General features: G+C 48.5%; 17 protein-coding genes and 1 pseudogene. 8 read left to right on the top strand and 10 right to left on the bottom strand.

Translation table 11 applies throughout. From position 1 onward, the window contains the following. Positions 1–2: 2 nt before the first annotated feature. Complete coding sequence (locus DFR28_RS16590; protein ID WP_113955504.1) at positions 3–863, bottom strand: heme/hemin ABC transporter substrate-binding protein; 861 nt, start codon at positions 861–863, stop codon at positions 3–5. 167 nt (positions 864–1,030) lie between these two features. Here DFR28_RS16590 and DFR28_RS16585 point away from each other — a divergent pair, with 167 nt between their 5' ends. Beyond that, on the top strand, positions 1,031–3,316 hold the full coding sequence (locus DFR28_RS16585) for a TonB-dependent hemoglobin/transferrin/lactoferrin family receptor (RefSeq protein WP_113955503.1): 2,286 nt from the start codon (positions 1,031–1,033) through the stop codon (positions 3,314–3,316). A gap of 235 nt (positions 3,317–3,551) precedes the next feature. On the opposite strand, the gene DFR28_RS16580 is transcribed toward DFR28_RS16585, so the two are convergent. Continuing rightward, on the bottom strand, positions 3,552–4,412 hold the full coding sequence (locus DFR28_RS16580; RefSeq protein ID WP_113955502.1) for a YicC/YloC family endoribonuclease: 861 nt from the start codon (positions 4,410–4,412) through the stop codon (positions 3,552–3,554). Between the two features lie 112 nt (positions 4,413–4,524). Between DFR28_RS16580 and DFR28_RS16575 the strand changes: the two genes are divergently transcribed. The 6 genes from DFR28_RS16575 to DFR28_RS16550 all read left to right on the top strand — a co-directional run bounded on the left by DFR28_RS16575 (position 4,525) and on the right by DFR28_RS16550 (position 9,954). Beyond that, entirely contained in the window at positions 4,525–5,415 is an 891-nt protein-coding gene (locus DFR28_RS16575; protein WP_113955501.1) for a serine/threonine protein kinase, read from the top strand. 21 nt (positions 5,416–5,436) lie between these two features. Further along, complete coding sequence (locus DFR28_RS16570) at positions 5,437–6,342, top strand: PP2C family protein-serine/threonine phosphatase (RefSeq protein ID WP_113955500.1); 906 nt, start codon at positions 5,437–5,439, stop codon at positions 6,340–6,342. A gap of 73 nt (positions 6,343–6,415) precedes the next feature. Beyond that, on the top strand, positions 6,416–7,144 hold the full coding sequence (gene rph / locus DFR28_RS16565; protein WP_113955499.1) for a ribonuclease PH: 729 nt from the start codon (positions 6,416–6,418) through the stop codon (positions 7,142–7,144). 45 nt (positions 7,145–7,189) lie between these two features. Next, positions 7,190–7,789: an RdgB/HAM1 family non-canonical purine NTP pyrophosphatase gene (rdgB, locus tag DFR28_RS16560; RefSeq protein ID WP_113955498.1), complete on the top strand. Its 600-nt coding sequence runs from the start codon at positions 7,190–7,192 to the stop codon at positions 7,787–7,789. After that, positions 7,786–9,414: a 2,3-bisphosphoglycerate-independent phosphoglycerate mutase gene (gene gpmI, locus DFR28_RS16555; RefSeq protein ID WP_113955497.1), complete on the top strand. Its 1,629-nt coding sequence runs from the start codon at positions 7,786–7,788 to the stop codon at positions 9,412–9,414. The genes rdgB and gpmI overlap by 4 nt, the downstream gene beginning before the upstream one ends. A gap of 36 nt (positions 9,415–9,450) precedes the next feature. Further along, positions 9,451–9,954 (top strand): NUDIX hydrolase, encoded by a 504-nt coding sequence (locus DFR28_RS16550; protein ID WP_113955496.1) that lies wholly within the window; start codon positions 9,451–9,453, stop codon positions 9,952–9,954. A 24-nt stretch (positions 9,955–9,978) separates the two neighbouring features. On the opposite strand, the gene DFR28_RS16545 is transcribed toward DFR28_RS16550, so the two are convergent. From DFR28_RS16545 to lpdA, 7 genes and pseudogenes are all read right to left on the bottom strand, one after another. Beyond that, the gene (locus DFR28_RS16545; protein ID WP_113955495.1) at positions 9,979–10,293 is read right to left on the bottom strand and encodes a helix-turn-helix domain-containing protein; all 315 of its coding nucleotides are present in this window, start codon (positions 10,291–10,293) and stop codon (positions 9,979–9,981) included. A 12-nt stretch (positions 10,294–10,305) separates the two neighbouring features. Further along, positions 10,306–10,770 (bottom strand): hypothetical protein, encoded by a 465-nt coding sequence (locus DFR28_RS16540; protein ID WP_113955494.1) that lies wholly within the window; start codon positions 10,768–10,770, stop codon positions 10,306–10,308. Positions 10,771–10,898: 128 nt separating this feature from the next. Continuing rightward, positions 10,899–12,170 (bottom strand): lipid IV(A) 3-deoxy-D-manno-octulosonic acid transferase, encoded by a 1,272-nt coding sequence (gene waaA, locus DFR28_RS16535; protein ID WP_113955493.1) that lies wholly within the window; start codon positions 12,168–12,170, stop codon positions 10,899–10,901. Further along, positions 12,167–13,066, bottom strand: coding sequence for an oxygen-dependent coproporphyrinogen oxidase (gene hemF / locus DFR28_RS16530; protein WP_113955492.1), 900 nt, complete (start codon positions 13,064–13,066; stop codon positions 12,167–12,169). The genes waaA and hemF overlap by 4 nt, the downstream gene beginning before the upstream one ends. A 38-nt stretch (positions 13,067–13,104) precedes the next feature. Continuing rightward, positions 13,105–13,668 (bottom strand): L-threonylcarbamoyladenylate synthase type 1 TsaC, encoded by a 564-nt coding sequence (gene tsaC / locus DFR28_RS16525; RefSeq protein ID WP_113955491.1) that lies wholly within the window; start codon positions 13,666–13,668, stop codon positions 13,105–13,107. Positions 13,669–13,746: 78 nt separating this feature from the next. Beyond that, on the bottom strand, positions 13,747–14,631 hold the full coding sequence (locus DFR28_RS16520) for a DUF547 domain-containing protein (protein WP_113955490.1): 885 nt from the start codon (positions 14,629–14,631) through the stop codon (positions 13,747–13,749). A gap of 150 nt (positions 14,632–14,781) precedes the next feature. Continuing rightward, a pseudogene (lpdA, locus tag DFR28_RS16515) lies at positions 14,782–16,915 on the bottom strand (dihydrolipoyl dehydrogenase). Between the two features lie 177 nt (positions 16,916–17,092). On the opposite strand from lpdA, the gene DFR28_RS16510 reads away from it, so the two are divergent. Beyond that, complete coding sequence (locus DFR28_RS16510) at positions 17,093–17,851, top strand: 4'-phosphopantetheinyl transferase family protein (protein ID WP_113955489.1); 759 nt, start codon at positions 17,093–17,095, stop codon at positions 17,849–17,851. Here the strand turns inward: DFR28_RS16510 and DFR28_RS16505 are convergent. Then, a complete protein-coding gene (locus DFR28_RS16505) occupies positions 17,806–18,609 on the bottom strand; it encodes a YdcF family protein (RefSeq protein WP_147251040.1) in 804 nt (267 codons plus the stop codon). The genes DFR28_RS16510 and DFR28_RS16505 overlap by 46 nt on opposite strands.

Genomic DNA, 18,609 nt, shown 5'->3' with positions numbered 1-18,609 from the left:
CCTTACACTCCGTTAGCGGCGTCAATTATGTCGCTAACCGCTTGATCTAAACGCGTACCGAGCCCCATAAGTAGCAGGCCATCCATGACTACAAGGTTGCAATCATTCGATGTCGCCATTTTAACTATCTGGTTTTCACAAATAGCTGCTTCGCCACCCAAACCATCAACTACGTGTGAAGGAACCAATAAAATATCAATCCTCTCTTGCGCAAATAGTTCACTGCTAAACGGTTTGTAACCGTCTAAGTTTCCCGCAACGTTATTGATCCCCGCCAAGGTCATAAGTAGATCAGGCACCGTATTTCTTCCAGCAGCGACTGGCCCACGCTGGCCGATACTCAGCACTGTAATCGCGTTGATTTCTGCCCGCCGGTAAGCCCGAGTTTCTTGCGATCTCGAAATATTGCTAGCTACTCGCTCTACTAGCTCTTGTGCCGCATGCTCTTTATCGAAATCTTTGCCAACGTCACTGATGAGCTCCTTCCAACCTGCCAACGTATAGACCGATTGATCATAAAGCCTAACATCGACTCCAAGCGCTCTAATTTGATCTAAAACAACTGCTGGACCAGCTCCTCGAGCAGCGACCAACATTTGAGGATTCAACGACATTAAGCCTTCTGCCGCCAAACTACGGAAATAACCAACATCAGGGAGAGCTGTTACCTGCGGTGGAAATGAGCTTGATGTATCGACAGCAATAATATTCTCACCCAGACCCAGCTCATACATTATCTCGGTAATACTACCGCCAGCACTTACGATTCGATCTGAAGACCTCTCACCGGCATAACTCTCAATGCTGACACTAAGAGCAAGCGCAAGGATCAGCAACGCGACATTCATTACTCGATTTTTCATAACGATTTATGATTTGATTAGAAACTCTATTTGCGAATGTTAATGCGAATCATTTGCATTTGCAAATAGAAATGATATATTTCTGCCCACTCGTTGTTCAGACAGATGTCAAACAGCGTCCGCTAATCATCTTCAACAATCACCCAATTTAGAAAGGCAGGTTTGACATGCGTAAACTGATCGCGACCACATCCAGTAATGTTCATTTACCCAACAGCATCCAATTACGGAAATTCACTATCCAAGGAATACTTTGCGCGTCACTTGTAGTGAATCAAGCTAATGCCTGGGCAGAAAGTCAGTCGCAAGAGATCATTACCGTAACGGCAACTCGTACCGAGAGACCCCTCTCAGAGGTTGCTAACACGGTAAGTGTTATTGATGCGGAACAAATTCAACGAGAGATCGCAAATGGTATTGATGATTTAGTTCGTTACGAGCCCGGCGTATCAGTCTCTGGCAGCGGGCGTTTCGGCTTAAATAGCTTCTCTATCCGCGGCATAGGAGGTGACCGAGTTCTCACCTTAGTTGACCACACCCCCACGGCAGATGAGTTTTCATTTGGTCCTTTCTTATCTTCACGTCGAGATTTTGTTGATCTCGATGCACTTAAGTCTGTTGAAATTGTCCGTGGCCCCGGCTCTAGTGTTTATGGTAGCAATGCGATAGGTGGCGTTGTGAACTTTATCACCAAAGATCCATTCGACTACCTCGATGATCAGTCATTTGCTGGCTCAGTAAAGCTAGGCACCAGTTCGGTTGACTCGAGCACCACCGCCACAGCACTCGCGGCATTCGGCAATGAGGCACTCTCAGGCATGATTATAGCCACTCTACGAGATAGCGCCGAAACGAGCACATTTTTTAGTGGCAATACTACGGGCGAACAACGCCGTTCAGAAAACCCACAGGATAACGAAAACAAAAATATTTATGCCAAGGTTGTTTATGCACCTAATGATGATCACTCTCTCTCGTTTACCGCTGAACGTTACGAGGCCGAGTCCATCACCGACGTATTATCAGATGTAGGGACGGTGTCACGCGGAGTGCTAACCACCGCGCAAAAAGGGGTCGACGAGCGGGCGCGCGAGCGCTTCAGCATTGATTATGACCTAACTATAGACAGCACACTAACTGATTCGCTAGCTGTATTGGTATACGCACAAAATAGCAAAGCCACACAAAACACACTCACTGAGCGTCTCTCACTAGAGACCATCGAAGATCGCATTCGATCGTCTAACTATGCACAAGACAATATTGGTTTGCGTGCCCAACTAAGCAAAACATTTGACACGTTGGCGGCGTCGCATACCCTTGCGTATGGCATCGACTACGATCAAAGTGACACAAGCACTATACGCTCAGGCCAAACTATCAATCGTGCCGACGGGTCTTTAATTGCTGAAACGAGCAACTTCCCGACACGCGACTTCCCTAACTCAGAATCCACCAGTCTTGGTATATTTTTACAGGACGAGATCGAACTACTTGCGGGTCGAATTAGACTCATTCCAGCACTCCGTTACGACAGCTTTAAGCTCACTCCCACAGCCGACCCCATCTACCTATCAGGCAATACTGGATCACCAACCCCCGAAGGCTACGACGAGTCACAGGTGTCAGCAAAATTCGGCATGATCTACAACTTAAATGACCAATGGTCATTGTTTGGTCAATATGCCGAGGGGTTTCGTGCGCCGCCTACCGACGCCGTCAATACAGGATTTACCAACTTTGCCGGCGGATATACAGCCCTACCAAACCCAAATCTACGGCCCGAGCGTGGAGAAAGTGTTGAGTTCGGACTTCGCCGTGTCAGCAACTACGGTAATATTGAAGTGGCGGCATATAAAAATACATACGAAGACTTTATTGAGAGCTTAGCCGTAAAGGGGTTCAACCCACAAACTCGTTTACTTGAATTCCAAGCGCGCAACGTAGATGAAGCCGAAATCATTGGCTTCGAACTCAAAGCCCAATACCAGCTCATCGCGCTTTCCGACGCACTCAAAGGCGTTCAAGTTCGCGCTGCTTATGCTTATACCGACGGTAACAATAAGGAAAATGATCTGCCATTAAACTCGATCGACCCACAACAATTAGTACTCGGGCTCAGCTTTACGCCTAGTAACGAGAAATGGAGCATCGAAACCGTAATAACAGCAACCGACCGCAAAGACGCTTCGAATATCGACGCCAGCTCATTACAAGCAGCTGGGGAACCCGCTATCACACCGTTTGAAACGCCAGGTTTTACGACCTTAGACTTAATCGGCCATTATCAGCTAAATGATCAAGCTCGAATCAACTGGGGAGTATTTAACGTAACTGACAAACAAAACTATCGATGGAGTGAAGAGTTTGTACAACACCCATTAAGCACCAACTTCGATAGACTTAGTGAACCCGGACGAAACTACTCGGTGACGATCAAGTACATGTTTTGAACTCATCATTATGTGAACTTAACAACGAGAGAGCCGTTCTGCTCGATTCAAATTTTCACATGACGTGAAAATAGACACCTCAAATGATTCAGGTGCGTTAGTCTCGGCGCACCTGATCAGACTCGAAATAACCTTTTTGTAAGACCTGAAGCTTGGAGTAGCAAGCTCACCCACATCTCAATTGCTCCAGCAAACAATATCCTTCGCTGTAGGCCAAAACGAGCATATAAACATGCTACTCAATATTCTGAACCTGCTCACGCATTTGCTCAATGAACACCTTGAGATCCACTGATGCCTTGGTGAGCCTTGGGTCTTGTGATTTAGAGCCCAACGTATTTGCTTCTCGGTTGAGTTCTTGCATCAAAAAATCTAAACGACGCCCAGCCGGTTCGGGCTTATTGAGAACCGCGGACACTTCATCAATGTGCACGACCAAACGGTCCAATTCTTCAGCGACATCGGTTTTTTGTAGAAACATCACCATTTCTTGCTCTAATCGGGACGGGTCAAGCTGGTCTCGGATGTCGGCCATTTTTTCGTCTAAACGGGCTCGATAATTGACTGCGATCTCTGGCACAAAGGCGGCTACGTCTGTCACTACTTGTCGAATACCGTCAAGTCGTTGCTGAATCAACTCGGCCATTTTGCCGCCTTCTGTCGCGCGTGACTCTAACAAGCCTTCGACGGCCTGATTGACCACGGACATCAAATGTTGCTTCATCAGCGCCGGATCAATTTTCTTGGCTTGTAGAATACCCGGCCAGCGCAATACATCAATCGCTTGAATCGCTTGCATGCTCGGCACGTCTACGCGCACCGCATCCAATAACGCTTGTAGATTCGCCGCCGCTTCAGGGTTGGGTTCCAAGCTGGCCGACTGACTTTCTTTTAATCGAATAAAGCAATCAACGCGACCGCGCGACAATTTGGCTGATATCGCCTCACGCAAATCTCCTTCATAAACCCGCAGCTCTTCTGGCATACGCGGCGCGACCTCGAGATAACGGTGATTAACACTACGAAGTTCGCAACTTAATTCTCCTAGGTCGGTATCAACGACGGCTTGAGCATAGGCGGTCATACTGTGTGTCATAAAGTCTCCTTTTAGGTCGGTTTTACGCGCAAATTATCGACCTTTTGTATATAAAGAAGGTCGGAGTAAACAAAAATTGATGATTTTCCCAGCGAGCGACTATAATACCTGAATGAGCATCCTGAAACCTAAACCGCAAAACATCCCGGCGATGCCGCTACGGCCCGACACAATGGTCGAGCACTATAAAATTGGTAAAGTGATCGGCGTCGGTGGCTTTAGCGTGGTGTATAGCGCACTCGACACAAAAACCAACACTGTGGTGGCTATCAAAGAATTTTATGCTACCAACTGCATGCGCCGCGCGCGTGATGCATCGCTACACGTGTTCCCGAAAGATCAGGAACATAAGTACCATATTGGTTTAAAACGATTCTTTGACGAAGGCTTAACCCTATCGCAAATCGATCATCCCAATATCGTCAACGTATCAAATTTTTTCCGCTGCAATAATACCGCGTATTTGGTGATGCGCTTTGAGCACGGTAAAGACTTGCGGTGGTTTATTAAAAACACCGAATACGTGCCTGACGAAGAATTCATACTGAGCGTATTTAGTATGGTGCTAGCGGGTTTAAAAGAAGTGCACAAGAACCACTTTTTGCATTTGGATATCAAGCCCAGCAACATATTATTACGTGCCAGTGGTGTTCCACTGATCCTTGACTTAGGTGCCGCCTATAAGTTTCCGCAAAAAGAGCGTCACAAGGTGCATACCTTAACGCACGGTTATTCGGCTCCGGAACAGCATGAGAAACAAAATCTAGATTTATGCTCAGATCTGTACGCAATCGCCATGACGATGCGTGCCTGCATCACGCACAAATCTCCACCGTCAGCGGTAAAGCGCTTGAAAAAAGACACATTGAGACCGCTACGAGAAACGCACGGCAAACACTATCGCAAGAATCTTATCTTAGCGATCGATAAAGCCAGTCAGCTTGAGCCTAGCTTGCGACCACAATCGGTTGATGAATTCGTGGAGATCATGACCACGCGCTAACACGCGAGTCGATTATTAGTTATGGATTACTCTCTTGCACAACAAAGCCATCAAGGCGGACGCGATTACAACGAAGACCGCACAGCTATTTACGAGCGCGACGATTGCGTCTTGTTGGTGGTTGCCGACGGCCTAGGTGGGCACGCTGGCGGTGACGTCGCGTCGCAAGCCTTTGTCGACGCGATGGGCGATTCCTTTCGCAAAGCGACGCCTCAACAGTTGGAAAAAGCCGAGAGCTTTTTGACGTTGTCGATAAACTACGCACACCACACCATTCACCGACGTGCGGTGAGCCAAGGCTTTAACGTCGAATCTCCCAAAACCACCTGCGTGGTCTGCCTGATCTACAAAGGCGTTGCCCGCTGGGCGCATTCAGGTGACAGTCGACTCTACTTAATTCGCAAGCGATCAGTAAAATTCGTAACCACGGACCACGTATCTAAAAAAGAAGGCCGTGAACATAACAGCCCAATCAACCGCTGCGTTGGAGGCTTAGAAGGACCAAAACCGGAAATCAGCGAGCCTCACGAAATGCGCGATGGCGATATTTTCTTTTTGGCTTCCGATGGCGCCTGGGCCGCATTTAAGCCACAAGATTTGACCGATTATGTTGACCCTGAACACCCGAGCCTTGGATTAGATAGTCTGCTGCAAAAGCTCGAGAACCGAAATAAAGCACCGAGCGACAATTTGTCCGTGGTAGTGATGTTTTGGGGTATTAAGCAAATGGAATCACCAAACTATGATGAATTTCACGAGCCCGATACAATTCAATTATTAGATGACTCAATCACCGCATCACGTGTTCAAAGTAAAGCATCTGAAGAAAAAGACGCTGCACCGAAAGAAAAGTTCGATATGAAGGATCTGGACAATGCTATTTTTGAGATCGAAAGCTTTATTTCTGAACTAGACGACAAGCTTTAACCCAGTGTCGAGAAAATCCTTCTCGACACACAAATCACGCGGCTAGATCCCGCCCAGATAGAAATCACAAACAATGACAAATATCACTCGGCCTAGCGGTCGCCAGCCTGACGAGCTTCGCCAGATCACCATTGAACGGAATTACACCGCGCACGCGGAAGGTTCCGTATTGATTTCCTGTGGCAACACCAAGGTGCTCTGTACCGCCAGTGTTGAAACTCGCATTCCACACTTTCTCAAGGGCAAAGGCCAAGGTTGGATTACCGCCGAATATGGCATGCTGCCGCGCTCAACAGGGTCAAGAATGAACCGCGAAGCAGCTCGGGGCAAGCAGTCTGGGCGTACTCAAGAAATCCAACGCCTAATAGGTCGGTCATTACGCGCTGCCGTTGATTTAAACAAGCTTGGCGAAAATTCTATCACACTCGACTGCGACGTTATTCAAGCCGATGGCGGTACGCGAACAGCGGCTATCACTGGCGCCTACGTGGCATTGTGTGACGCTGTGCAATACATGATTGATAAAAAGATTCTAACGACGTCCCCGATTACTCGGCAAATCGCATCGGTATCGGTTGGCATATTTGAAGGCAACGCAGTATTGGATCTCGACTACCCGGAAGATAGCAATGCGCATACAGACATGAATGTGATTATGGATGAGCAAGGTAACTACATAGAGGTTCAAGGCACCGCTGAAGGAGCGCCGTTTACTCCTGACGAAATGCAGTCCATGCTGGCCTTAGCCGGCAAAGGTATTCGCGAACTAATGGATCACCAAAACTCGGCACTGGAAGGCTAAGCAACTTATTAAAACAGCTTACTTGATCAACTTACTTGAACAACTATGACCAAAGTCGTACTCGCCACTGGCAACCAAGGTAAAGTCCTCGAAATGCAAGAGGTCTTGCGTGAATTTGGTTTTAGCGTATTGCCACAAAGCGAGTTTGATATCCCCGAAGCCGTCGAAGACGGCTTAAGTTTTATCGAAAATGCCATTATTAAAGCCCGCCATGCCTGTCGACTTACCGGCCTGCCAGCCATTGCCGACGATTCTGGGTTAGAGGTAGATGCATTAAATGGCGCGCCTGGCATCTACTCCTCTCGCTATGCTGATGGCCAAGGCAGTGATGCCAATAACACAAAGCTATTGCATGAATTAACCGGCGTCACAAACCGCGCAGCGCGCTTTCAGTGTGTCATCGTTTACCTCCAACATGCACTAGACCCAACGCCAATTATTTGCCAAGGCACTTGGGAAGGCGAGATCGCCAACAGCGCCGCCGGCGATCATGGTTTCGGCTACGACCCTCTATTTTATATTCCCGAATTAGGCTGCCACGCCGCACAATTGGCGGCCGATCAGAAGAAAACACTCAGCCATCGCGGTCAAGCGTTGGCTCAACTCAAATTGTCACTTACCTCTGAAAATTCTCTATTCTTATGAGCCTCTCCTTAAAAAAACACCATAGTTTTGCCGGCCGACCAGGCCCAGTCGTGATTTTAGTCGCAGACGGCGTAGGCGTTGCACCTGCCGGCCCCAGCAATGCGGTCACTGAAGCCAACACGCCAACCTTAGATAAATTAGCCAAGCAAACGCTATACACCGAATTAGCGGCTCATGGCACAGCGGTTGGCCTACCAAGCGATGACGATATGGGCAACAGCGAGGTTGGACACAATGCAATCGGCGCTGGGCGAATCTTTGCACAAGGCGCTAAGCTGGTAAACCAAGCGATTGCGAGTGGTGAGGTATATGACACCGAGGTATGGCAACAAGCCATTCAACATGGCAAAGCCAATACCCTGCATCTACTCGGCCTGCATTCCGATGGCAATGTCCATTCGCACACTCAACACTTATATGCGCTGATGCAGAAAGCAGCCGACCAAGGGGTAACCGAGTGCTGCATACATATTTTGCTCGATGGTCGAGATGTTGCGGCTCGCTCAGCGCTCACTTATATAGAGCAAACCGAATCGCTTATTTCTAAAATCAATGCGCAATACGCGGCTAACTTTCGCATCGCCAGTGGTGGCGGTCGCATGGAAATCACCATGGATCGCTACGAGGCCGACTGGGACATGGTCCGTCGTGGCTACCATTGTCACACCCATGGTGTTGGCGTTGGCTTTGAATCAGCCGCGCAAGCCGTGGAAGCCATGTATGAAGCCAGCAGCAAAGGTGACCAATATTTACCGGCTTTTGTCATCGAAAAAAACGGCGATCCTGTCGGTCGAATGAACGATGGTGATGCCGTCATTCTGTTCAACTTCCGCGGGGATCGCGCCATCGAGATATCGCTCGCCTATGAGCGTGATGACTTCGCGAAATTTGATCGTAACGAACACCGCGCGCATCCAAGCCTGTTTTACGCCGGCATGTTGCAGTATGACGGCGACGAAATGGTGCCACAACAATATCTGGTCAACCCACCACAGATTGATCGCACTATGGGCGAATTTTTATGTGCGGAGAAGATAACCTCATTTGCTATATCCGAAACGCAAAAATACGGTCATGTTACGTTTTTCTGGAACGGCAATCGCTCGGGATATCTGGACAAATCACTCGAAACATATATCGAAATTCCATCGGATAACATTGAATTCAACCAAGCTCCAGCGATGAAAGCTTACGAAATCACCGAAAAGACTGTGGAACTAATTGAAAGCGGTAAGTTTCGCTTTGGCAGATTGAATCTCGCCAATGGCGACATGGTTGGACACACCGGCGACTTAGCCGCCGCCATTAAAGCGATGGAAGTAGTCGACGAATGCGTGGCTAAAATTATCCGCGCAATCGAACGCCAAGGTGGTGTGCTGTTGTATACCGCCGACCACGGGAATGCCGATATTATGTACACCGAAAAAGACGGCGTCAGACATCCCAAAACCAGTCACACCTTGAGCCCCGTGCCGTTTGCCATAGTTGACCCGCTGTACGCTGGCGAATATCAACTAAGCCCACCAACAGATGCTGGCCTAACGCACATTGCGGCAACTACCATCAACTTACTTGGGTTTGAAGCACCGGAAGACTACCAACCCAGCTTACTTCGTTTTTCTTAACGGCTCGACTATCTTGCACTGGAGGTCACACGCCCAATGACTAACAAATTGATACATGCTGGCCATTTGATAGAGTTACACCTAGAACGCGTTGACTTCCCTAATGGCGGCCACGCTCATTTTGATATCGTTAAACATCCTGGCGGTGCCGTAATTGCCGCCATCAACGAACAAAATGAAGTGTGCTTATTGAAGCAGTGGCGACATGCCGTGGGCGCATTTATCTGGGAGTTTCCGGCCGGCTGCCTAGAACCCGACGAACCACCTCTACTCACCGCACAACGAGAACTCGAAGAAGAAACCGGTGTTCTTGCGAGCCAATGGCGAGACCTCGGTCAAATCTATTGCAGTCCAGGCTTCAGCAATGAAGTCCTGTACTTGTATGAAGCGCGAGGACTCTCTGCAGGCACAGTGAACCTTGACGAGGCCGAACAGCTAGAAGCACACTGGCTGCCAATACAAACGGTTAAAGACTGGTGTTTGTCTGGGGAAATTGTTGATGCCAAGACTTTGGCATTATTGCTTCGATTAGAGCAGTGACAACATAAATTAAGCGGCCAATGCTCAGCCAAACCAGTTAGTTAATGCCACGCCTAAGGCGAAACCGGCAACAAATATTAGCGCCATCCATGGCGACTGAATGCTCTTAGAATCACCCGAAAAACGATGATGATCGAACTGCTCAGTGGTAATTAATAAATCCGCGCTGTCGAGCTCGAAAACCGCAGCATACGCGGCCACCGTTTCATTGGACGCGACACCATCTTTCTCAACACGCTGAATGGTTCGCATGCTCAAACTACACACGTCAGCTAGGTGTTGCTGCGTCCAGTTACGAGACTGGCGCAGCACCTTCATTTTTTTGGCGTCGACTAACATTTATGATGCGACTTACAGAATCCACGACACGGCAAAACCGAACGAAAACCCAACTACCAATAGCCCAAACAGTGCATGAACAAAATGGCGACCACGTAGCGCGCCATAGACTGGGGCGGTAGTCCGGCCAGCTACAACGCCGTTAGCAATCAGCGTCACGTCTTGTGACATAGTCGCCAGATTTAGCACGCGTGTGACAATTCGATAATGCACGCCATTGCACACAATTTCGGTATTTGAAGCAAAAGTAGAGATTGGTGAAAAGTGATCAAACACCTCGTCGCCATTTATATAGACTCGACGAATACCAGACAGCATATTGTGCACCAGCACCACCTCGTTACCTTCGTGTTCAAACACGACTCGAGAGGTATGAAGGTCATAGCCAAGTAGTTCGCCAATTGATTTCATAGTGCTAGAGAACAGGTTGTCGTTATTGTCATTGTTGAAAGCTGAATCGGAAGTTAAATGTGTCATGGTTGTTACCTCGACTGGTTAATGGAGATGCCATTTCAGCAGTCCGAGCGAGACTTGACGACGACACTATACCGCCTGTCGCTTTATTGACCTATGACAGAAACACGACAGAAACCATAACCGATTGTTTACGTTAGACTTTTTATCAACTGGTAATTCTTCTCTAGCGCACCTCGATGCGCCGCAATAAACGCTCGACCTCGGCGCCCCATGTCATCGCGCATGGTTGGATTGGATAACAACTCGGCAACGACAGCCTCCAACTCGAGCTCATCTTGCACCATGCGCCCAGCACCTTCTTTAATCGTCCAACGACTAATATCTGGAAAATTAAACATATGCGGTCCAAACACCACCGGGATACCCAGGGCGCATGGCTCTAATATATTCTGCCCACCAAGTGGTTCTAGACTACCGCCGACAAAAGCGACGTCGGAGCTAGCATACAGCAGCGATAACTCGCCCATGGTATCGCCTAGATAGACGTCAACGTCCGACGTTAACTCAACCGGACCATCCGTACGACGCACACAGACAAGGCCGCGCCGTTGAACTTTGCGCGCCATATAATCGAATCGCTCCGGATGACGCGGAACCAGTATCAATAACAGCGATGGAAACGACTGCTTCAAGCGCTTGTACACCGCAAGCACTTTACCTTCTTCGCCTTCGCGTGTGCTACCGGCGATCCAGATGAGCCGGTCTTGACCAAGTTGGCGCCGCATCACTTCAGCGGATTCGAACAAGCTAGGCGGCACATTAATATCGAACTTAATACTGCCAGTCTCCGAAATTTTGTCACTTGGCACGCCAAGCAATTCTAAGTGCTTTCTATCAAGCGGGCCTTGAACAGCAAAATGATCAATCTGAGCCAGCGTCGCAGCAACCCAATTGGAAAATCGAGCATATCCGCGATAAGAACGTTCCGATAATCGCACGTTCGTATAAATCAACTTCGCACCGCTGCGCCGCACCGCGCCAATCATATTCGGCCAAATCTCGGTCTCCATGATCAGCACTGTGCGAGCTGATACCAATCTAACAAAGCGGCGCATCGCCCAAGCTAGATCGTATGGAAAGTAGCAATGAGACACCTTGTCTTGCAACATCATGCGCACCATTGCAGATCCCGTAGGCGTAGTCGTGGTCACCAAAATATTGATATCTGGCTGGTCTTGTAGCAAACGCTTAACTAGCGGCGCCGCGGCCCGCGCTTCGCCGACCGAGACCGCATGGAGCCAGAGATCAAACGGTGCGCCATCGAGCACCTCGGAATTTGCAAAGCCAAATCGCTCAGGCCAGCGTGACCAATATGCCGAATTTTTAAACCCTCTAACTGCTAAACCAATCAATCCAAACGGAATAGCCAGGTTCAACGCGAGCCGATACAGCCAAATCATCCCAACCAATCCTTAGCAACCAAGAAATCTTGCAATAACGCGTGTTCAGCACTGCCCTCTTGAGGCTGCGCTTGATAAGCCCAAGCCACCATTGGCGGCATCGACATTAAGATAGACTCCGTGCGTCCGCCAGACTGCAAGCCAAATAGCGTTCCGCGGTCGTACACCAAATTAAATTCAACATAGCGTCCGCGACGCAGCAACTGCCAATCGCGATGACGATCTTCATACGGTGTATTATGACGTTTTTCGAGAATCGGCAGATACGCTGGTAAATAATGGTCCCCCACACTCTGCATGAAGCTAAAACAGGTATCGAAGTCGGGCGCATTTAAATCATCAAAGAACAATCCGCCGACCCCTCGTTGTTCCTGCCGGTGTGGAAGATAAAAATAGTCATCGCACCACTTTTTATATTCCGCGTAGCGTTCATCACTAAGCATTTCACAGGCTTGCTTAGCCGTTTTGTGCCAGTGCACGGCGTCCTCGCTAAAACCATAATAGGGCGTTAAGTCAAAGCCACCGCCAAACCACCAGATCGGATTATCCGTATCGGCGCCAGCAATAAAGAAACGCACATTCATATGCGACGTTGGTGCAAACGGGTTACGCGGATGAATCACTAATGAAACCCCCATCGCCTCAAAGCGCTTACCAGCCAGCTCCGGACGTTTTTGCGTGGCACTAGCCGGCAATTTGTCTCCATGCACATGTGAAAACAGTACCCCACCTTTTTCGATCACATTCCCATTGGACAAAACGCGCGTGCGACCACCACCAGCACCGCTGGTATGGGTCCATGCATCTTCCTCAAATACTTGTCCATCAAGCTGACTCAATCCAGAACAAATAGAATCCTGCAATGATCGTAGGTAGTTTGCGACTTGATCTCGCATAATATCGATTCGGTAAAGTGGGGGTTAGAAAGACCTGATTATCGCAGGATTTGGCCACTGATGGCATCCCGAATTGTCGATGCAGCCGTTGCACCACCAACTGGTGCGTCAATTATGTAGTCTAGTTCGGCCCCCAATTCGTGCAATACCGCATCTGCGCTTAATAATGCAGGAGAACCGTGTCGATTAGCACTTGTCGAAACAATTGGAAAACCGAATTCTTGGCACAGTTTTAGACTTAAATCGTGACCTGGAATACGCATAGCAATTGAAGTGTGTCGGCCCTTGACCCAGTTCGGCACGCTTGACCTAGCTGGCAATAACCAAGTATTCGGGCCTGGCCAAGAGTCTAAAATCTGCTGCTTGCTAATTAATGCATCTAAATCAGCATAGCACTCTACCTGCTGAGTGTTCGCCGCAATCAAGATAACTCCTTGCTCTGGCTGTCGATGTTTTATTGCCAGTAGACGCATTACTGCAGCTTGATTACGCGGGTCGCAGCCCAAGCCAAAACAGTATTCAGTCGGATACGCAACCACGCCACCATCACGCATAATGGCAGCGGCAAGTTGAATCGGATCATGTTCTGTAGAGCCTGACATCACGCTACCGAGGTGCTATGCAAGGACATAGTCGCATTTACATCGAGCACGTGATGAGACCAACAATGGAAACACCGCCTATTCAGGCTTATTTAATGACCAATCGTACTCAAAGACTGGCTCGTTAAGCATGCCGATTGCGGAGCTCACTTGAGGATTAACATGCTTACGTAGGTACTCCCATAACTCATCTTCGGAGGAGGCAAAATCGGTTCCATACCAATCAAACAGTGACGATAACACTAGCTCACCGGCATCAATACGCGCAGCACGTGGATGCTGCATAAATGCCTGCTCCGCACCATTCAATAGCGCCTCGTTATTCTGCCCTGTGAATGCGGTTTTAAGTAAATTTGGGCAACCTAAGCTGGCACAATTAAGCACAAAATGAATTCGGTGATCGCGCCAATGAGGGCGCAAAATTCCGTGTTCAATATCGTCTAAACTTAACTCTTGAGTCGCAATTTCCAAACCTTTACGCTCCCAGGGACCCGGCGTAAACACGCCTGAACGTATTTGTCGGATGCTACTAACATCATCGCCATCGAGATACGCCTTAACCACCAAATCAACGGTCTTGGCATTATATAGGTTGATCCAATAAGCCATTTGCTCTGGCTTACTTAGCTGGCGCGGCTCCATTTTTTGTAAATAATCAAGGTAGTCACTTAAGCGTTGCGAATCAACTTCGGATACCCCAGCATAGTCAAATCGATTAATCCCACTCGGATGTTCATCATCCAAATATTTATCGAGAATGGCTTGCCAAGGCTGATGGTTTATATTCATCAGACTTTCTTCTTCGTAGTCATCCCAAAACTCGATACTAATACTTGCGGGACCTGGCGCGGCATTCAGTATTGCGCTTGCACACAGTGCAAACATCGCTATCACGCCAGCCAATGTACGACGTTCTCTTGCGGTCGCGCCTTTGCTTCGCGACGTCTCAACCCGGTAAAACATAGATGTATACCTCTTACTCCGTTAGCGCTGTCATCGCGGGCCATTGTGGCACCGACAACCAGCTGGGCATGGTTCTTATTCTAATTAGCAAACGAATCAATATCTTGACCGTATTTCGCTGTCTGACAAACCGTCAACAGTCGTTTGCTTTTATCGCCTGCGCCAATTATGAAACTTTTCTACCCATTTTAAAAGGGTGTGTGGCTGATGGGCACGCTTCCAGTTGCCAGCAACGTATTTATTCGCCTCAGAAAAGCTCGGATACAAGTGAATTGTACCGAGAATTTTATTCAAACCTAAGTTGTGCTTCATTGCCAACACGTACTCTGCGATTAACTCGCCGGCATGTGGTCCAACAATAGTCACGCCAAGAATTTTATCTTTACCTTTCGGCGTAATTATTTTCACAAAGCCATGCGCTTCACCATCAGCGATCGCGCGATCGAGATCATCAATACCGTAGCGAGTCACTTCGTACGCAATATTTTGTTTTTTGGCGTCGCCTTCACTCAGTCCAACGCGAGCCACTTCAGGCGCGGTAAACGTCGCCCAAGGAATGACCCGATAATCTACCTTGAACTTTTTAACAAAACCAAAAAGTGCGTTAACCGCTACATACCAAGCCTGGTGCGATGCCGTATGCGTAAATTGATACGGGCCGGCAATGTCTCCGCACGCAAAAATATTGGGAACCGCAGTTCGCAGGTATTCATCCGTCTCAATTGTGCCGTTCTTATTAAGCTTGATACCAAGCTTCTCGAGATTCATTCCGGCAGTATTAGCTTTACGCCCGACTGCCACCAACACCTGATCAAACGGTATATCAACGGGGCCATCATCGGACTCGCAATGCAACACCTTCTCGCCTTCGTGACTAAAACGAACCGCCTTGTGCTTGGTTAGCACCTGAATGCCGTCTGCACCAAAATTCTTCTCAATGATCTCAACGACATCAGGATCTTCACGCCCCATTAATTGGTCGGCCATTTCAACAATGGTGACTTCTGACCCTAACTTAGCGAAAGCCTGACTTAACTCACAGCCAATTGGCCCACCGCCCAACACTACCAGTCGCTTAGGTAAGTCTTCCAGCTGCCAAACGTTGTCGGACGTTAAATAGTCTATTTGATCGATCCCCGGTATTGGCGGCACAAACGGGCTAGCGCCAGCTGCAATCACAATACTTTTTGTGGTGATCGTACGATCCCCGACTTTAACCGTATGAGGATCCACAATCTCAGCTTCGCCAGACACACAATCAACCCCCAACTCAGTGTAGCGCTCGACTGAATCATGCGGTTCAATTTCGGCGATTACATTGTGCACACGCTGCATTACGCGCTTAAATATAGGCTTGACCTCAACCGACTCTAAGCCAAACTCCTCGGCACGTCGCATCATGCTTGCGACTTTGGCAGAACGCAGTATCGCTTTACTTGGAACACAGCCGGTATTTAAACAATCACCACCCATTTTGTGTCGCTCAACCAAGAACACCTTAGCCTTCACTGCGGCCGCGATGTAAGCGCTGACTAAGCCACCGGAACCAGCACCGATTACCACTAAATTTGCATCATACTTAGCCATATTATTGATTCTCTCCAGGAAGTGCGTCTTTACCTTTAACTAAGGTCAGTAATTTTTTAGCAATAAACGGGAATACAGCCAACAACAAGAACGACAGAACGATGCGAATATCCACAATATCGCCCATGGTTTCAATAGTCGCTAATTGGGTTCCTGCATTCACATACACAGCGGTACCCAACAGCATTCCTAACTGGCTAGCCCAGTAGAATGTAACTGTCTTTAGACTAGTCAGACCCATTACCGAATTGATCACAAAAAACGGAATAAACGGCACTAGTCGAATACTGAAGATATACATCGCACCTTCGCGCTCAATACCTTGATTGAGCTTCTTTAGCTTATCACCGAATTTAGCCTCAACCGCATCGTGGAATAAATACCGAGTCAATAAAAATGCGATAGTTGCACCAATGGTGCTAGCAAAGGACACCAAAATAAGGCCGGTCCAAAAACCAAATATCGCACCGGCAGCCAGGGTCATAATGGCCGCGGCAGGCAATCCCAAACCGGCAACAGCGACATAACCGATAAAAAACACCACGATCACTAACAGCTTATGTTGCTGGAAATAAGCATTCAGTGCCTCTTGTTGTTCTTTTAAATTAGCCAGCGAAAAGTACTGGCCTAAGTCAAACGCAAAAAACGCTCCAATTAGGGCCACCACGATGGCCGCTAGGATAAGTTTGCTATTCATATTAGTATCTGGTTGAACTACGTAGTTAATGGTTAGTCATATCGGTTTGACGTGACGTAAGCTCGAAGCTTATCTTAGTGTTGATCTAAGCTTAGTTTACACCGCTTCGATCAGATCAATGTACAAGACCCACCATAGCAGCGTTTTCTTGCTAGAAAACTTATAGATTTTCACCTAATGACAGAATCAATCGGCTTTACCCCAGCTTGGCAAACGGCGTCATTGGTATCGATGCCGACACTCGACCTCGGGGAGTTACACGTATGGTGGCTACCGCTCGAGTTAACCGAGGCGCAGCAAACGGCGGCCAAGACGCTGTTAAGCGACATTCAACGTGATCGATATTTGCGCCGCCAAGGCGCTGATGCACAACATGCCTACCTTGCTGGGCGCTACTATTTATTGACCTTACTTGGCGCGTATACTGGCATCGAAGCCCACGCGGTACAATTAAGCTATACCCGCCTCAACAAACCGTACCTAAGTAATCGACACAACGACCTGCATTTTAACTTTACCGATACGCGAGACATCAAACGCCGGCACGGCGTCTTCGCCTTTAGTCGACAACACGCGGTAGGCATCGACATCGAGAACACCAATCGTCGCAACAACTTTCAAGCCATTGCACAAAGCCGCTTTACTGCGCCAGAACTCGAGTACGTGAATTCTAATGGTTCATTTTGTGTGCGCAGATTTTTAGCCATATGGACCCGCAAAGAAGCCTTTGGCAAAGCCACTGGCAAGGGCATCAACTTTAAAATGAATGAACAGGACCTATGCAGCGGAGATCACCCAGAGTTATTATTTTTTGGCCCCGATGATCGCGCATGGCGACAATACCAATTGGCGCTGAGCGATACCTTAATCGCCAGCGTAGTACACGAGACTCACGAACCTTTAGCGATCAAAGCCTTTAACGCGCTTGAAATGTGATTAAACCATGCGCCGTAGTACTCATGTAACGCCACAGTCGAAAGCTGTAGCGCCGACGCCGACGGAATCCAATCCAGCACGCCAGGCCATTGCGCATCACGAATTAGTACATCTGCCGAAGCCGGCGTGATCGCAATATCAAGCGGTTTAAATAAGTCGTACGCACGCGGCATGTGTAAAGCCGAGGTCACTAATAACGCCGATTCAACCTTCTGATCGTCGAGCAGCGTTCTCATAGCCTGACTATTTTCCGCGGTCGTGCGACTCTGATCCTCGAGCAATATAGCCTCGCCAGGCACGCCCCATTCTGTAAACAGCTGCTTGGCATAATACGCCTCGCCATGCATACCCGGCTGCTCAAAAACGTTACCTCCAGCTACAATAATGTAGCGCGCCTTATTCGCCTTATACAAACGAGCAGCATACCAAAACCGATCGCTCCCATGCCCCAACTGCGTATGCTGCGCTGGTGGCAACGGGATCCTTAAACCACCTCCAAGCACAATAATAGCGTCGTGTTCTGCGATATCTTCGAGCCGATTCTGCGGGTACTGCTGCTCTAAACTGGAGGCGAGCCATGCCGCGACACGCGGATTAGACGCCAACAAAAAGACCGTGACACACAGCACACCGAATACCCGCGCCATCCGCCGCCAACCCAACTTCCTCGAAAGCGCCCACCCGACAAATGATGTCGCCATCAACCCTGTAGGATAAATTAATGCTGAAATAATCTTAGTAAGGGTAATTGTGTCCAC

Origin of the sequence: Arenicella xantha, assembly GCF_003315245.1 — a bacterium.
GTDB lineage: Bacteria > Pseudomonadota > Gammaproteobacteria > Arenicellales > Arenicellaceae > Arenicella > Arenicella xantha.
Note: the sequence above shows the minus strand (reverse complement) of the source record. Positions and strands in the feature narration are given on the sequence as shown.

Excerpts from the sequence above, each read along its gene's own strand:
- DFR28_RS16545 (WP_113955495.1), bottom strand. The coding sequence starts at position 10,293 with ATGTTAGTCGACGCCAAAAAAATGAAGGTGCTGCGCCAGTCTCGTAAC.
- DFR28_RS16585 (WP_113955503.1), top strand. The coding sequence starts at position 1,031 with ATGCGTAAACTGATCGCGACCACATCCAGTAATGTTCATTTACCCAAC.
- DFR28_RS16570 (WP_113955500.1), top strand. The coding sequence starts at position 5,437 with ATGGATTACTCTCTTGCACAACAAAGCCATCAAGGCGGACGCGATTAC.
- gpmI (WP_113955497.1), top strand. The coding sequence starts at position 7,786 with ATGAGCCTCTCCTTAAAAAAACACCATAGTTTTGCCGGCCGACCAGGC.
- DFR28_RS16590 (WP_113955504.1), bottom strand. The coding sequence starts at position 863 with ATGAAAAATCGAGTAATGAATGTCGCGTTGCTGATCCTTGCGCTTGCT.
- DFR28_RS16580 (WP_113955502.1), bottom strand. The coding sequence starts at position 4,412 with ATGACACACAGTATGACCGCCTATGCTCAAGCCGTCGTTGATACCGAC.
- DFR28_RS16550 (WP_113955496.1), top strand. The coding sequence starts at position 9,451 with ATGACTAACAAATTGATACATGCTGGCCATTTGATAGAGTTACACCTA.
- tsaC (WP_113955491.1), bottom strand. The coding sequence starts at position 13,668 with ATGTCAGGCTCTACAGAACATGATCCGATTCAACTTGCCGCTGCCATT.
- rdgB (WP_113955498.1), top strand. The coding sequence starts at position 7,190 with ATGACCAAAGTCGTACTCGCCACTGGCAACCAAGGTAAAGTCCTCGAA.
- DFR28_RS16510 (WP_113955489.1), top strand. The coding sequence starts at position 17,093 with ATGACAGAATCAATCGGCTTTACCCCAGCTTGGCAAACGGCGTCATTG.
- hemF (WP_113955492.1), bottom strand. The coding sequence starts at position 13,066 with ATGCGAGATCAAGTCGCAAACTACCTACGATCATTGCAGGATTCTATT.
- rph (WP_113955499.1), top strand. The coding sequence starts at position 6,416 with ATGACAAATATCACTCGGCCTAGCGGTCGCCAGCCTGACGAGCTTCGC.
- DFR28_RS16520 (WP_113955490.1), bottom strand. The coding sequence starts at position 14,631 with ATGTTTTACCGGGTTGAGACGTCGCGAAGCAAAGGCGCGACCGCAAGA.
- waaA (WP_113955493.1), bottom strand. The coding sequence starts at position 12,170 with ATGATTTGGCTGTATCGGCTCGCGTTGAACCTGGCTATTCCGTTTGGA.
- DFR28_RS16575 (WP_113955501.1), top strand. The coding sequence starts at position 4,525 with ATGAGCATCCTGAAACCTAAACCGCAAAACATCCCGGCGATGCCGCTA.
- DFR28_RS16540 (WP_113955494.1), bottom strand. The coding sequence starts at position 10,770 with ATGACACATTTAACTTCCGATTCAGCTTTCAACAATGACAATAACGAC.